The following is a 15,692-nucleotide window of genomic DNA, read 5'->3' as shown; positions in this document are numbered from 1 at the left end:
CCCGGACTCAAGCCCCCAGGCGCCACTCCCTAATTCACCTCGAAGCGGTGCGCGCCGGGGCTCAGATGCAGTGTCTGCTCCCCACCCACATCACCGCTCCACGGCGAACGCTTCGGCAGGATGAGTTCGGCCGTCGTGTTCGGCGGGACGGTCGCCTCGTAGAGCAAGGATCCATCATCCTGCCGCTTCCAGTGGATCGCGATGCGACCATGCGGCGAGTCGTGGTGCGCCTTGATCCACGAGATCGTGTCGGTTTCCGAAGTGGCATCGACCGACGGAAAATGCGGCTTGAGCCGGATCTTCGAGTAGCCCGGTTCGGCCGGTGCGATTCCCGCGAGATCCCTGAACATCCACTCGGTCACCGCACCGAAGGCGTAGTGCGAGAACGAATTCATTGCGGCGTTCATCTTGCCATTGGGCCCGCCGAAGCCATGTTCCTCGGTGTAGGAATTCCAGCGCTCCCAGATGGTGGTCGCGCCGTTCTTCACCTCGTAGCCCCACGACGGATACTTGCGCGACTGGAGCGTCGCCACCGCCAGGTCGAGATGGCCCGTGTCGGCGAGCACCGGCAGCAAGGGCTTGGTGCCCAGGAAACCGGTGGTCATGCCGGTGCTTTTCGGACCGGCCTTGGCGCGGATGAGTTCCGCCAACCGCGCCCCGGCCCGCTGCCGCTCCGCAGGATCGGTGAGCAGGTCGCAGTCGAGCGCCATAACGTAGGCGGATTGTGACTCGGGCCGGATCGTGCCATCGGCCTGCAGGTACTGCCTGCGGAAATTCGCCCGTAGGGTTTCGGTCCAATCCCGGTATTTCGCAACCTCCTCTCCGCTCTTCGCTGCGGCCGCCATCTCCATCATCATCCGCGTGCACTTGGCGAAGTAGGCGAGCTCGACGTAGGGATGCGGTGTCGGATCGTCGAGGTTGAGCCAGTCGCCCCACGGCGCGCCGAAGGCCTTGCCCTCGAGCTTCGGATCCTGGGCCTTGCGAGCTTCCATGAAGCGGGTCATCGCCTTCCAGTGGTCGCGGAAGAACGAATCGTCGCCGGTGGCCATCCACAACGCGTGGGGCACGATGATCCCGGCATCCGACCAGGCACTGCCATGCACGCCGCCACCGTGGCCGAAGGGGTAAGGCGCGTAGGACGGATAGTAGCCCTCCGGAGTCACGTCATCTTCCAGCTCGCGCAGCCACTTGCGGAAAAAGGCGGCGACATCGGCATGGATCGCGGCCGAGGCGGCGTAGATCTGCGCGTCGCCGGTCCAGCCCATCCGTTCGTCCCGCTGCGGACAGTCGGTCGGGAGATCGATCCAGTTGCCACGCTGGGTCCAGATCGCATTCTGCCAGATCTTGTTGACCACCGGATCGGAGCACTCGAAGCCGGAGGTCATCGGGGTGTCCGAATGCAGGACCAACCCAGTGATCGTGTCCAGCGGCGGCTTCTCCTCGAGCCCGGTCAGTTCCACAAACTGGAACCCGTGAAAGGTGAAGCGCGGCGTCCAAGTCTCGCCCGCCGGATCGCCCTTGCAGATGTAGGTGTCCGTCGCGCGGGCCTGGCGCAGGTTCTCGGTCATCAGGCGACCGTCCGGATGCAGCATCTCGCCGTAGCGCAGGACGATCTTCTGCCCTGGCTTGCCCTTCACCTCGAGGCGGATGTTGCCGGCGATGTTCTGGCCGAGATCGAAGATGAAGACCCCGGGCTTGTGCTCGGTCACCGACTTGGCGGGAAGCTCCTCGATGATCCGCACCGGCTGCGCGGGGTAAGCCTGAAGCACCGGCGGGCGCACGAAGCCGAACTCGCGCTTGTCGTTCTTCACGAACTTGTCGCTGAAGGGCTCGATCACGGAGCCGTTCTTCTCGGCGAGGATCGCCGGCTCCCAGTTGGAGTCGTCGAAGCCGGCCGTCGACCAGCCGGGGATCTCCTTCCGTGCGTCGTAGCCCTCGCCCATCAGGAAGTCCGCCTCGAACTCCGGGCCGGTCGAGGTCTTCCAGTCTTCGCCGGTCCGCACCACCTCGCTGGTGCCGTCGTCGTAGGTCAGGTGCAGTTCGACCATCACCGCGGGCGTCTTGCCGTAGATGTTGCGGCCGGTTTTGTGCGGGCCGTAGCCGACCAGCTTGCCGTAGCCGACGTAGCCGGCATACCAGCCGTCGGCAACCACCGCGCCGATGCCGTTCATTCCGTCCTTGATAAGCGGCGTCAGGTCGAAGGTGTTGTAGTAGGCACGCTTGCGGTAGTTCGTCCAACCCGGCGCAAAGAAGACATCGCCGACCTTCGCTCCGTTGACGTGCAACTCGTAGATCCCGAGCGCGGTGGCGTGGGCCACCGCCCGCACCACCTTCCTGTCCGGCTTGAACGTTGTCCGGTAGTAGCGCGCCGGCGGCAGGTGCAACTTGTTCCGCTGCTTGTGGAAGGGCGCGGTGTCCTTGAACGAGATGTAGGGGGCGGACGGCGCCCCGCCGATGATGCTCGTCACCACGCGTTGGGGCTCGCTCCACTCCGAAGCCTCTCCACCGCTCCAGGTACGGACCTTCCAATGGAACTCGGAGGACGAAGGCAGCGTCTCACCCTCATACCCGACCCATGCCCTAGGAGAAGCCAACTGGCCGCTGTCCCAGAGATCCGCCTTTCCGGGCTCCAGCCATCCGGGCTTCGTCGCCACGAGCACCTGGCAGGCGGTTTGTGCCAGTTCCGCGGTGTCGCCCTCAAGCCGCCACGACAGGCGCGGAGCGGAGTCGTCCATCCCGACCGGCGCCTCCCGGTGCTCAATCTCGAGTCCAACGGTCAGGTGTGCCAGTGCCAGGTTGGCGCTGAAGAACAGAAGCAGGACAATCTTCATAGGCAGGCGGACTCAGTCTTCTCCGTGTCCGGGCTTCAGTCGAGCGTCGGATCCAGTTTGGGAGGCTGGGGACCCTTCGGGGGCCCACCCGCCGGCTCGGGCGGCTTGGCGGTCGGCTTGATGCTCAGGTCCGGGATCACAAATTCGTAGGTCTTCCCCCACCATGCCTCCCAGCCCGCCGGCAGGTTCACGATATCGGCAAGCGGTCGCGCCGCGAGGTAGGTATCGAAGGAGTTCGGGTGGACCCGGAACATCAGCACCGCATTCCTCACCCGTGCGAGGGATTTGACCGCCTGATGGAAGGGCGAGTTTCGGTCGGCCAGCTCCTCGGTCGTCGTTCCGCCGCTGGAGGCGTTGGGCGTGATCCGGATCCTGAGGTGGCCCCAGTGGGGCTGGGAGACCAGCTCCACCTTCTGCCCGCGCCGGTTGCCCCAATCGAAGCCCTTGAAATGGTTCATGATGCGGCCCGCGCTGTATCGATAAACGTCCGCGCCGGGCCGCTTGATCCGCTGGACCTCCCAGTCGTTCTTCTCCATCCGAAACTCCCGCTCAAAGAGGTCGAGCGGCGTGAACGGATCGATCAGGTGGACGCGTCCGTCGAACACGTAGGCGTAGTAAATCTTGGCCCCTTCGGGAATCGGCCGACTCGCCGGGATCGTCACGACATCGGGCTTGCTCACCTTCACCGGTGTCGCATCGAGCATCGCCTCGAGCTTCGCAATCTGCTCCTGCAGCTTGTCGGTCTTCTGCTTCTCGGCATTCCGGTCCTGGCGAAGCTTCTGCTCGAGCTTCACCACTTGCTGGCGGTCGGCGAGAAGCTTCCTGTTGTCTCCCACCTCCTTCTCAAGAAGCGCCAGCTCCCGCTTCTCCTGTTCGATGGCCCTCGGGTCGGGCGCGGCCGCCTCCAGGATCTCCAATCGGTTTTGTCTCTTGTCCTTCAGGCTCACCACCCGTTGCCGGGCCTGCTCGACCTCCTCGGGGGTGGCCGGTTTCAAATCGTCGATGAAGCGCTGAACCGTCTGGGAGACGTCTGCCTGCACCAACACCAGCACCAAAATCAACACCGCGACCACATTGGTCATCGCGTCCATGAGCGAGTCGAGACTGACCCCTCCCTCGGATCCGTTGCGGCGTCGGCGTGCCATGATTCAGTCGAAAAGGGTGAGGTCGATCGGCCCGTTGTTGGGCAAGGGGAGCTTGCCGGTCCGCAGCTCGAACTTCTCCTGGGCTTCGTGGGCGGCCCATCGGTAGGGGTTGTAGCCTTCTTTTCGTATCAAGAAGAGAACCATTGGATTGCGCTCTTTTTTTACGCGCGCAAGGAAAGCCTTGAACTCGGCACTGTTCGGGATGGCGGCGGTCGTCACACGGACCGGTTTCTTCCCCCTATCGAGCAGATTCAGCCCCGTGGAGTGGCATTCCACGAAATAGATGACCGATGCCATGTCCAGGCCGGTGCCGCCCGGGCGGACCTGCACGGATTTCGGCGGCTCGGGGGCCTCCTTCCGCTCCTTGAGCTGCTGCTGCAGATCGGCGAGCTGCCTGGCCAGCGCGGGTTGCTCCTGCTTCAGCGCGGCGAGTTCGCGGCGGAGCAGTTCCGCCTGCTTCTGGAGTTCGACGTCCGTTGCCCCCTTGGCCTTGGTCAGATCCTCCAACTGGTCGCGCAGCACGATCTGGCGGTCCTTGAGCTTCTCGAGTTCCGCGGCGCTGGCACGTTCGGTCTTCATCCGCTCATCCAGCTTCGCGATCTCCTGCTCCAGCTTCTTCGCCTCGGCCACCAGATCCCGGCGTGCCACCGCCCTCGCCATTTCCTCCTCGGTCTTGCCCTCCTGATCCATCTCCTTGAGGCGGCTCATCACGCTGATCATGAGCGTCAGGATCCCGATCAGGCACGCAAGGATGCTCATGAAGGGGAACAGGGAGACCCCTCCATCGTCGCTGATCCTGCGTCGTCCCATGGCCTTGTCTAACGTCGGAAGATCCCCTTCCGCTTCTTGCCGGGGTTCGGCAATTGCTTCTCACCGAGGTCACGCAGCGCCTGGTTCATCAGGTCGATGCCATTGGCGAGGTTCTCAAAGGTCCGGTTCAACTCGCGATCGGAGCGGATGAAGATCTCGCTGCTGGTGTCCGACAGCTTCTTGACCGCGTCCTCGAAACCCTTCTCCACCGTCGAACGATGCTCGTCGAGCCCCTCGCGCAGCGCCTTTCCACTCTCTGCAAGCTGCTTCGTGCTCTCGTTGAGATTCTCGAGGAAGGTCTCGTGGGCATGCGCCAGCGAGGACACCAGCTGCGGAATGCTCTCCGCCTTCTCCAGCAACTTGTCGGTGCCGGCGTGCTTGCTGTCGTTGAGCTTCGGCAGGACCTTCTCGTTGCAGAAGGCGTCGATGATCGTGAGCGTCTCGTCCTCACGCTTCTGCACGGCTGCCATCGGAAAGCTCATCAGGATGCTGAGAATCAGGCCGAGCAGGGTCGTGTCGAAGGCCAGGCCGAGACCGCCGGTGAGACTGTTGATCGCTGCCTTGAGAGCCTCGGGATCGGAATTGTCTCCCATCGAGAGCGAGCCGACCGCCGTCGAGAGGCCGATCACCGTCCCGATGAAACCCAGGATCGGAATCGCCCAAAGGAAGACCTTGATCAGGGCGTAAGAGCCGGTCGAGCGGTTGGCATCGAGCTCCGACTGGGTGTTCAGGAAAGTCGCGACTTCGGTGTTGTTCGGGCGCGCCTCGAAGAGTTCGAGCGCCTTGCGGATGCGGTTCACGATCAGGCTGTCCCGCAGGCTCAGGGGCACCTTGTAGATGTTGTCGATGAAGCCGGAGACGGTCTGGCGGTTGATTTCCCGTCCCAGCCGCTGCGGAAAGAGGTCGAGCAGCGCCGCGCGTTCCTGACGCTGGTTCATCCGCCACTTCATCGCGAGGATGGCCAGCCCCCAGAAGAAGAGGAAAGTCTCGGCGTAGTTGACCCACCCGCGGTCGAGGAAGATCCCGCCCAGGCGCGTGTCCCGGAAGGGAACCATCAGCACCAGGAAGACCGCCGTGACCCCGATCCCGATGCCCAGGCTGGCTCCGAAGTTCGGATTGGCGTGATCCTTCTCGTGCCAGCCCTCGCGCTCCGGCCTGGTCGGCTCTCCACCGGTCGATGCCTTTTCTTCCGGAGGCGAGACGGTCAGCTTGCCCTTGCAGGCGGGACATTGGACGGTTTGGCCAAAATGTTCCGGCGCAATGTCGAGGCCGGTTTGACAGTGGGGGCAGTTGATGAGCATGGCTTCGAGGTGGCGTCCTCTAGGGAACGCGATGGTTCTCGCAGGGACGGCGTTCCGTCACAAGAAGTTAACACCCGCGGCTCCCGCTCCCAGGTTCCCCGTCGCCCGCGGTCATCATTCCCTCGAAGACCCAACCGCGGGGAGTCGAAACTTCCGGACGATGAAGGCCTACCCCCGCCTTTCACTCCGGAATGCTCCCGGCGTCACGCCCACCTCGCGCTTGAAGGCGGTGGTGAAGTAGTGGACCGAGGAAAAGCCACACTCGATCGCCACCTCGGTCACGGTCCGCTTCGCGCTGCCCAGCAGCCGCTTTGCTTCATCCATCCGGAGCTTCGTTTGCAGCGCGTGAAGGGTCATCCCCGTCTCCCGCCGGAACCGCATCTCAAGGGTCCGCCGCGACACGCCGGCGAGCCGCGCAAGTTCCGCCACGCCGAGCGTTCGTCCCGCGGACTCTCCAAGCAGGTGAATGACCTTGGCCACCACTGGATCACGGCTCCCCGCCACCCCCGTGCTCTCGCGCCGGACCACTCCCACCGGCGGCACCCGGCGGATCGAGCAGCTTCGCGCCTCCCCGATAATCATCCGGTGGAGCAGCCCGGCCGCCTCGTAACCCTGCTGCCAGAAGTCCGGCACGATCCCCGTGAACGGGACCGGCGCGAGTTCGGCGTTCCGCTGCGGATCCTTGTCGACCACGATCATCGCCAGGTCCTGCGGCACCCTCACCCCCCGCTGCACCAGCAGGTCGAGCAAGTCGATCATCCCCCCGGCATGGGGAAGGAAGAGCCCGCACGGAAACCGCAGGGCCGCCACGGCGTTCGCCAACCCCTCCACCGCCGACGTCCAGTCGACCCCCTTTCGCCCCGGCGGGAGATCGATGAACTCCAGCCCCTCGCGCCTCGCGCCAACCCGCAGTCCCCGATAGGCACGCCAGTCGATGCTGCTCCGCACGCCGTTCCTTCCGACCACCCGGCTGAGCCCGAGCCGCCGGAACTCCTCGGCCGCCAGCACCCCGCACGCCGCATAATCGCACTCGACCCGCGGCAACGCGCGCTCCGCGAACCAACCACTGAGGTGCACCATCGGCACCCCGAGCGCTGCCGCCCGCAGGTAGGCGCTTTCCATATCCACCAGGTGCACCAGCACGCCATCCCAGCCCGGATGCTCGGGCATCCAGTCCGCCCGAACGCTCCACCGCGCATCCAGCCGCAAGCCATGCTGGCGCGCATACGCCCCCGCACCGTCGATGATCGCCGGCATCAAGAAATCCATCAGCAACCCGACAACCGGCACCCTGCCCATGCGGTGCTTTTCCCAGCTTTCGGACGACTGCGCAATTTCAAACCAGAATCACGCAAGATCGAAAAGACAGAGGCCCGATTCCTGATACGCTCACCGGATCATGAAAATGCCCAACCGTTTGCTCTTGTCCGCCATCGTCGCCCACCTCGTGGTCACCGCCCCGGCGGCCGAACTTGCCCTGGAGCCATTCAACGGGACGGCAGGCACCCCGCTCTCCGGCACCGGTGGGGGCACGGGGTGGGCCGCGGCCAGCACCTGGAGCGGGCCCTCCGCCACCACCTACTCGACGGGCAACGCGTTCATCGCATCCGGCACCAACTCGGTTGGTGTCGTCACCTCTTCCGATCAGTCCGCCGCGCTCACGAGCGGCAACGACCATGCCCGGACGCTCGGCGCCGTCTACACCGTCGGAAACGACACGGGAGCCGGAGAATACCCGGTGCTCTATTTGTCCTTCCTTCTCGAAAATCCGGGACCCATTGCCGCTGGACATGCCCACAACGTCCGCCTCCGCACCGGCACGACCGATGTCCTGACCTTCGGCAAGAGGATCAACGCCCGCTGGGTCCTCGAGGACAGTGATCAGACGGTCAACTTCACGACCAACACCGGCAGCTCGAATCTCGGCAACTGGTTTGCCGTCGTGAAACTCGAATACGACGGCACCGACACGGTCGTCACCGGATACCTCGCCGAGGACTCCGATGCCAACCTCGACCTCACCAACCTCGCAAGCTATGCCCGCACCGGCAGCGTCACCATCCCGGGCAAGGCCAGTTTCGACTCGGTCTACATCGAGTCCCACAACACCTCCTCGGCGAAGGTCGACGAGATCCGCATCGGCGACGATCTGGCGAACGTGAGTGCCACTCCCGATCCCCTGCTGGTCGTCGACGACCCCGCCACGTTCACGACCGCGGACACGGCCACCGATCTCGATCTCGCATTGTCGAACGCCGGGGCGACCAACGACCTGACGATCACGGCCGTCACGCCGGGCGGCACCGACGGGTCCGCGCTCTCCGTCGATCCACTCGACCTGCCGCTGACCATTCCAGTTGGTGGAGACGACATCCTCCCCATCACCTTCACTCCTTTCGGCACCTATCAGGCCAGCTATTCCGCCACCCTTGAAATCGTCTCGAATGAGTCCGCTTCGCCCAGGACCATCAACATCGACATCTCGAACAACCCGGACCCCTGGATCCAGGCCGCCGCCACGGTAAATCTTTCCAACAACGGGGCCGCCGATTCCTATTCGATCCCCGTTTCCAACATCGGTGTGAACGAAACGCTCAACATCTCGGGCGTCACCGTCGATGGACCGGATGCAGAGACCGTCTCCGGACTGACCTTCCCCGCCGCAATCGACCCCGGACTCTCCGGCAACATCGACTTCACTTTCACCCCCGACCTCGGTCTCGGGGCCTACGACTTCACGCTGACCGTTGCCTCCGACGATCCGGCCACTCCGTCCACGCTCATCAACGTTACCGTCACGGTCGCCGAACCGCTGATCTCGGTCGCCATCGGAACCCTGGATTTCGGACTCCTCGCCAACAATCCGGGACCGGTTGATCTGCCGGTCACGATCACCAACACGGGGGGAACCCTCGACCTGAACATCAGCAACACCACGGCCATCACCGGCAGTGGAACCTTCAGCATCCTGTCCCCGGCCCTTCCGGTCGCCATCAGCCCCGGCGGCAGCACCGACCTCGTCGTCCGCTTCGACCCCGGGACTGCGGGTGGTCGTTTCTCCGGAACGCTCACGATTCAGTCGGATGACAGCAACAGCACCGTTCCCACCGTCGCTCTGGAGGCCTTCGTCGATCCTGCCGGCACCGTCGTGTCGCGCTTCGACTTCGACCCGAACCAGCAAAGCGGCACCGTCGTCGATGTCGACGGATCGAGCCAGACCGCCTGGACCACCGGTGATTTCGTCGATGAGGCCACCGGCACCGGTGCCATCGGTGCCAGCAACCAAGCCACCGCAAACCGCGACCGCACTCCCGGCTTGAACGGAACCTACCTCAACTTCTCGTGCGCCCGCGAAAGCGACGCCCAGACGCCCGTGCTCGCGGGCGGCAACAACGAGTCCACCTGGACCACCTTCACCGTCACGCCGGATGCCGGCGGCGGCGAGATCGACTTCACCGGCGGCGCCGCAGTGGTCGACACCTACGCCAACACCGACCAGGGCTCCAACACCGCCGCCGACTGGACGCTCTACTATTCTACCGACGGCGGCACTAGCTGGACCTCGCTCGGCACCCAGACGGGGCAGGCGACCGCGGTCAACGGCACCTTCGGCCCCCTTGGACTGAGCTGGGACCTCACTCCGGTCGGCATCCGCACCGCACCGGTCGACTTCATCCTCGACCCGGTGGCGACCGGCGCCACCAACGGGATCACCAGCCAGCGCGGGGTCGGCTTCGACAACCTCGTGATCACCGCCGGCTCGGTCACTCCCGGCGCGGCGAACTTCGCCAGTTGGGCCTCCGGCTTCGGCATTCCGAACGACCCGGACTACGACGGCTCCGACTTCGACGGCATCCCGGCCCTCGTGGAATACGCGCTGGGCCTCTCGCCCCTCGTCGCGGAGGGCTCGCCCGGCACACTGACCGGTGGGGTGCTGAGCTTCTCCAAGGGAACAGAAGCCGTGACCAACGGCGACATCACCTATGCCATCGAGGAATCCGACGATCTCGGCGTCGGTGATGCGTGGGATACCGTCACCCCGGATGTGAACGACGCGAGCGAGATTTCCTACACCCTGCCGATCGGCCAGCCCCGGATCTTCGCACGGCTGGCCGTGACGCAGAATCCCTGAGCCAATCCGTCGGACCGACGGAGTCGACGTCACCCGGGCACCGATCCGTCGGCTCCCTTGCATGAATCCGGTTCTCGCCATTCTCCGTCGACCTTTGTGTGCCGCGCTCGGCATGCTCTTGACCGGGGCGGCCGAGTCGGCCAGCCAACCCGAGCCGCCGGTCGAGATCATCGAGATCGGCACATGGAACATTGAGATCTTCCTCGACAGCCCCAGCAGCGGCGTCGAGTTGATCCTGCGCGTCGGCACCATCTATCAGATCCAGACCTCCACCGACCTCGGGATCGTGGATCCGAGGACTGCGGTCGTCCCCGACATCAATGACCTTGATCGGATTCAGGACGAACTACCCCCGGGTGGAAGCCGTCGCTTCGCCCGCCTCGCCGTCACCCCATGACCCGCACCCCGATGCTCCTGCTCCTGATGACCTGCGGGCTTCATGCCGATGCCGGCCCCGTTCTGCTCGATCCACCCGTCGAGTTCCCGTCGGCCGGACCCGGGTCGCCCTCCCTCGTCCGCTATCTCGGCCAGCCCGCGAAGGACGGCCGCATTGATCTCACCGCCACCAACGGCTTCTTCGACCGCTGCTTCCGCGCCGAAGACCAAGGCCCCGTGCTGCCCGGCGACGAGGGGCTGATCTCCGCGGCCTTCGACCACCTCCGCGGGTCCGGGTCGGGCGGCGGCACCGCCCGCTGGCACCTGTGGTGTCCCGAGCCCGGCGAGTTCCACGCCACCTTCCACCTCACCGTGCCCACCACCGACAACGGTCACCAGTGGACGATCCGTTTCGACGGCCAGTCGCAGACCTTCACCGCAAGCCCGGAGGCCCGACCATCTCTCACCTTCCACGTCACCCGGCCCGGCACGCACGTCATGACGATCGATGCCACCGCAACCCCGCCGCCGCCCGGCACCCGGATCCATTTCGTCACCCTCGACGGTCCGGCCATCGCCAGCGTCCACCTGCTGCGCGCCCGCTGGCGCCCGGCGGCCGTCCACCAGAGCTTCGAGGCCCCGCCGGAATGCGGGCAACCCAACCTGTGGGTCTTCGAAACCCGCGCCGTCGCCGCACCCCCGAGCTACTCGCCGCTCACCACCCCGTTTGGCTACTACGGAACCAGTTTCAACGCGGAAGGCAAGGTATCGCCCGGGGCTTCGTTCAACTTCTCCATGTGGCTGGCACGCCGCGGTGCCGAGCACCCCCCGCCGATCGACCGCATGCCTCGGATCCTCGCCACTGGACTTCCGGACGCCACGTTCGGATGGTTCTCGCACGAGGGCACCGGCGTGAAACTACGCGGTGCCGTCGCCTACCCGGATGGTGCCGACCGCACGATCCAGGCCCTGCGGGTCGAGCATGCCGATGGTCTGTGGACCTACTACGGCTACTTCTACGACGAGGGCGCGGAGCGCTGGAAACTCTTCGCGGCCGGACGCCAGCTGGCGAAGTTCGGTCGGGCTCCCGACCCCTCCCACGACCTTCTCCGCCGCACCGGGTCGTTCTGCGAGATTCCCGGGCCACCCGCCCGCGAGCGCTCCGGCGACCTCGTCCGGGTGATCAAGCGCCGTGGCTGGTTCCTCGGTCCCGACCGCATTCCTCACCGCGCCGTCATGAGCGCGCCCCGGACCGGAAGAACCAAACCTCTCGCGCGACCTCAGAGGACCTACTACGCGGACGACTATCAGACGCAGGGCTGGATGGTCATGGCCACCGGCGGCATCGAACACTTTCTTCCCACTCCCCCCGGCGACGCCCCTACCGCGGACACACCGGAACAGACGGCACCCCTCCCCGACTATCTTGCGCCCGAAAAGCTTGCCCAACTCGACTCGCTCCCCGTGCGCTTCGGAGAGCCCGCGGTGACAGGGATCTCAACCAGCCGTGCCGTCATCGACTATCCGCTGACTGAGACCGGCCCGAATTCCAAGGCGAGCCTCTACTACGGTACCATCGACGCCATCACCTACCCTGCCACGAAGATCAACGGGGGCTCTCCCGCGGTTCGGGAGATGTTCGCACCCGAGCGCACCTGGCAGCACGCGACTCCGTCCGCTCCCGTCAACGCAGGTCCGAACCGTTTCCAACTTGATCAACTCAAACCCGACACGACCTATCACTTCCGCCTGCGGGTGGAGCACGATCACGGCAAGAGCTGGGACTTCCGATCGGCAAGCTTCCGCACCCGACCGTGAAGGACCCATTCGCTGAAGAATTCAAATTCATGAAAGTCCGATCCATTCACCTCACGGCCGTGTTCCTGCTCGGTCTCGCCTGCCTCGGCCCTCCGGCCGCCGCCGCTCCGAGAAACGTCGTCTTCATCCTCGCCGACGACCTCGGCTGGGGGGAACTCGGCTGCTACGGACAGCAGAAGATCCGCACCCCGCACATCGACCGGCTCGCCGCCGAGGGAACCCGCTTCACCCGCCACTATTCCGGAGCTCCGGTCTGCGCGCCCGCGCGCTGCGTCCTGCTCACCGGAAAGCACCTCGGGCACGCCGAAATCCGAGGCAACCGGCAGGCGCACCTTTCGTTCCCCCGATTCAAGGAAGGCCAGCATCCCATCTCGTCTGCGACCGTGACCCTCGCCGAGGTGTTCCGCGACGCCGGGTTTGCCACGGGAGCCATGGGCAAGTGGGGACTGGGTCCGGTCGACTCGACGGGCGACCCCAATTCCCAGGGCTTCGACCTGTTCTTCGGCTACAACTGCCAGGCCGTCGCGCATTCGTTCTATCCGAGGTTCCTGTGGCGGAACGACCGGCAGGTCGAGATCAACCCACATCCGATTCCCGGACACGGCAAGCAAGCGGAGGGCGAGGTGAAGATGGAGGACTGGATTGGCGAAACCTATGCCTCCATCCCGATCCGCGAGGCGGCACTCAAGTTCATCCGCGACAACAAGGACCGGCGCTTTTTCCTCTACCTTCCCTTCACCGAACCCCATGTCGCCATGCACCCGCCCGTCGGGTCGGTCGACGAGTACCCAGAGGAATGGGACGACCGTCCCTACCGCGGCCAGTGTGCCTACCTGCCGCACCCGCGGCCCCGGGCCGGATATGCCGCGATGATCTCGGATCTCGACCGACACGTCGGAGACGTGGTCAATGAACTGAGAGGCACCGGCATCCTCGATGAAACCCTGATCATCTTCACCTCCGACAACGGCACTACCCATCGCTGCCGCAACGGGGAAGAGAAGCAGTTCGGCATCGGCGGGGTCGACGCCGACTTCTTCCACTCCACCGGCGGCCTGCGCGGCTTCAAGGGAAGCGTCTATGAAGGCGGCCTGCGGGTCCCCATGATCGCCCGCCTTCCCGGGACCGTGCCGGCCGGTGCCACCAACGATGTGCCCTCGTATTTCGCCGACTGGTTCCCCACGCTCTGCTCCGCCTTCGGGCTCGAGAACACGACGGCGCACGATGGCGATGACCTGTGGCCCGTGATCGGCGGCAAGGCTTCCTCGAAACCGCGCAAGCCGATGGTCTGGGTCTATCCGGAGTACGGTGGCCAGGTCGCCGTCAACTTCGGCGAGATGAAGGTCGTCCGGCAACGACTGAACTCCCGCAATCCCGGACCCTGGGAGGTCTACGACCTCGCCAAGGACCCAGCTGAAACCACCAACATCGCCGACGAGAACCCTGAAATCGTCGCCAAGGCCGTGGCCGTCCTCAAGAGGGAGACGAACGCGAACGACCTCTTTCCCCTGACCATTCCGGGGGTGAACGACTGAGGCCCGGGAGCACCGGGGTGGAGCCGGATTGGAGCCACGAGCCGAAATAACCCCTCGATCCACGCCTTGGATCGGCATAAAAACCGGCAACCCATCCGATCAAACAGACCATCGCGCTCCCCCGATGGTCTGGATCACCATTTTCCGCACCCGTGGAACCGCTCACCCTCACCACCTTTGTTCTCTTCTTCGTCATCGTCGTCGGCTTCTCGATGTGGAAGAGCCGACGCCGGCCCGGGGTCGCCGAGGACGAATCCGGATACTTCCTCGGCGGACGTTCGCTGACCTGGCCCATCATCGGCATTTCCATCGTCGCGGCGAACATCTCGTCGGAGCAGATGGTCGGCATGGCCGGTGCCGGCGCCGCCAACCAGGGCCTCGCGGTTGCCGCCTGGCAGCTGATGGGCTCGGTGTTCATCGCGATCATCGCGATCACGCTGCTGCCAAAGTTTCTCCGGGCCGGGATCTACACCATGCCCGAGTTCCTCGAGTACCGCTACGATGCGCTCACCCGCAGCGTGATGGCCTTCCTGACGGTGGTCATCTACGTCGGCGTGCTGCTCACCGCGGTCCTCTACACCGGGGCCACCGCCCTCAAGATCCTCGTCGGCATCGAAATGGGAGTCGGGGTCTGGATCATCGGCGCGATCGGCACGCTCTACGCCGCGACCGGCGGACTCAAGGCCATCGCCTACGCCGACCTCATCCAGGGTCTCGCGCTGCTGATCGGCGGAATGGTGATCTTCTTCCTCGGCCTCAACGCCTCCGGCGGCTGGGAGGATTTCTCCACCCAGAATGCGGACAAGCTGAAGCTGCTGCTGTTCAAGGGTCACCCGGGCTATGACGAGCTGCCCTGGCACACGGTATTCAGCAGCATGTGGATCGTGATGCTCTACTACTGCGGCCTGAACCAGTTCATCGTGCAGCGAAACCTCGCCGCCAAGACCCTTAAAGACGGCCAACTTGGGATGGTTTTCGCCGGGGCGCTGTGGCTGCTGGTTCCCTTCGCCATCGTCATGCCCGGGATCATGGCCGCGAACCTCTTCCCGGAACAGATCGCCCAGAAGGCCGACGGTGCCTACCCGATCCTGATCCGCGAGCTCGTCGGACCGGGCCTGCGGGGCTTCATCTTTGCCGCCATCGCGGGCGCCATCGTGTCCACCCTCGCCTCGCTGCTCAACTCGTCGTCCACCATCGCCTCCATCGACATCTATCAGCGGCTGATTCGCCCGAAAGCTTCGCAGGGGTCGATCGTCCTGCTCGGGCGCATCCTCACGGTGGTCTTCGTGATCATCGGCTGCATCACCGCCCCCCTTCTCACCGATGGGGTGTTCACCTTCATCCAGCAGTTCCAGGGGTTCATCTGGCCGGGTGTGGTCGCCGCCTTCCTCGGGGCCTTTCTGCTGCCACGGGCTCCGGCCATGGCAGGCTTCGTCGCGCTCATCCTCGGGCCGATCGCCTACTCCTTCTTCCAGATCGCAACGCAGCAGGGACTCTTCTCCAAGGTCCTCAAGGAGCCCTGGTTCGAAATGCACTACCTCACCCAGGTGCTGTGCTCGTTTGGGGTGGTTTTCGGAACCATGATCCTGCTCACGCTGATCAAGCCGCTTCCCGAACCCCGCAAGCTCCCGGTCCGCGACGACATCGCCCTCCAAACCGAACCCGTCGTCAAGATCGCCGCCTTCGCGGTCATCGCCGGCGTCGCCGCCCTCTTCCTCATCTTCCGCTGACCGATTTCTGACTCC

The 15,692-nt window shown here is 64.9% G+C and carries 10 protein-coding genes; 5 read left to right on the top strand and 5 right to left on the bottom strand.

What is annotated here, in order from left to right; translation table 11 throughout:
- Positions 1-29 precede the first annotated feature (29 nt).
- From ACG2LG_RS13460 to ACG2LG_RS13440, 5 genes are all read right to left on the bottom strand, one after another.
- The gene (locus ACG2LG_RS13460; protein WP_396259778.1) at positions 30-2,831 is read right to left on the bottom strand and encodes a family 78 glycoside hydrolase catalytic domain; all 2,802 of its coding nucleotides are present in this window, start codon (positions 2,829-2,831) and stop codon (positions 30-32) included.
- A gap of 35 nt (positions 2,832-2,866) precedes the next feature.
- The gene (locus ACG2LG_RS13455) at positions 2,867-3,976 is read right to left on the bottom strand and encodes a hypothetical protein (RefSeq protein WP_396259776.1); all 1,110 of its coding nucleotides are present in this window, start codon (positions 3,974-3,976) and stop codon (positions 2,867-2,869) included.
- Between the two features lie 3 nt (positions 3,977-3,979).
- The gene (locus ACG2LG_RS13450) at positions 3,980-4,735 is read right to left on the bottom strand and encodes a hypothetical protein (RefSeq protein WP_396259774.1); all 756 of its coding nucleotides are present in this window, start codon (positions 4,733-4,735) and stop codon (positions 3,980-3,982) included.
- A 59-nt stretch (positions 4,736-4,794) separates the two neighbouring features.
- On the bottom strand, positions 4,795-6,087 hold the full coding sequence (locus tag ACG2LG_RS13445) for a MotA/TolQ/ExbB proton channel family protein (RefSeq protein WP_396259772.1): 1,293 nt from the start codon (positions 6,085-6,087) through the stop codon (positions 4,795-4,797).
- 168 nt (positions 6,088-6,255) lie between these two features.
- Positions 6,256-7,344, bottom strand: a complete 1,089-nt coding sequence (locus ACG2LG_RS13440) for a helix-turn-helix domain-containing protein (RefSeq protein WP_396259770.1) — start codon at positions 7,342-7,344, stop codon at positions 6,256-6,258.
- Between the two features lie 142 nt (positions 7,345-7,486).
- On the opposite strand from ACG2LG_RS13440, the gene ACG2LG_RS13435 reads away from it, so the two are divergent.
- From ACG2LG_RS13435 to ACG2LG_RS13415, 5 genes are all read left to right on the top strand, one after another.
- Complete coding sequence (locus ACG2LG_RS13435) at positions 7,487-10,219, top strand: beta strand repeat-containing protein (protein ID WP_396259768.1); 2,733 nt, start codon at positions 7,487-7,489, stop codon at positions 10,217-10,219.
- A 61-nt stretch (positions 10,220-10,280) separates the two neighbouring features.
- Positions 10,281-10,616, top strand: coding sequence for a hypothetical protein (locus ACG2LG_RS13430; RefSeq protein WP_396259766.1), 336 nt, complete (start codon positions 10,281-10,283; stop codon positions 10,614-10,616).
- Positions 10,613-12,412: a fibronectin type III domain-containing protein gene (locus ACG2LG_RS13425; protein WP_396259765.1), complete on the top strand. Its 1,800-nt coding sequence runs from the start codon at positions 10,613-10,615 to the stop codon at positions 12,410-12,412. Before ACG2LG_RS13430 ends, ACG2LG_RS13425 begins: the two co-directional genes overlap by 4 nt.
- A 29-nt stretch (positions 12,413-12,441) precedes the next feature.
- Entirely contained in the window at positions 12,442-13,947 is a 1,506-nt protein-coding gene (locus tag ACG2LG_RS13420; protein WP_396259763.1) for an arylsulfatase, read from the top strand.
- A gap of 152 nt (positions 13,948-14,099) precedes the next feature.
- Positions 14,100-15,677 carry an SLC5 family protein gene (locus ACG2LG_RS13415; RefSeq protein WP_396259761.1) on the top strand — a complete coding sequence of 526 codons (1,578 nt, stop codon included), beginning with the start codon at positions 14,100-14,102 and terminating at the stop codon, positions 15,675-15,677.
- The last annotated feature ends 15 nt before the right edge of the window (positions 15,678-15,692 follow it).

Source organism: Haloferula sp. A504, assembly GCF_044385805.1.
Lineage (GTDB): Bacteria > Verrucomicrobiota > Verrucomicrobiia > Verrucomicrobiales > Akkermansiaceae > Haloferula.
Note: the sequence above shows the minus strand (reverse complement) of the source record. Positions and strands in the feature narration are given on the sequence as shown.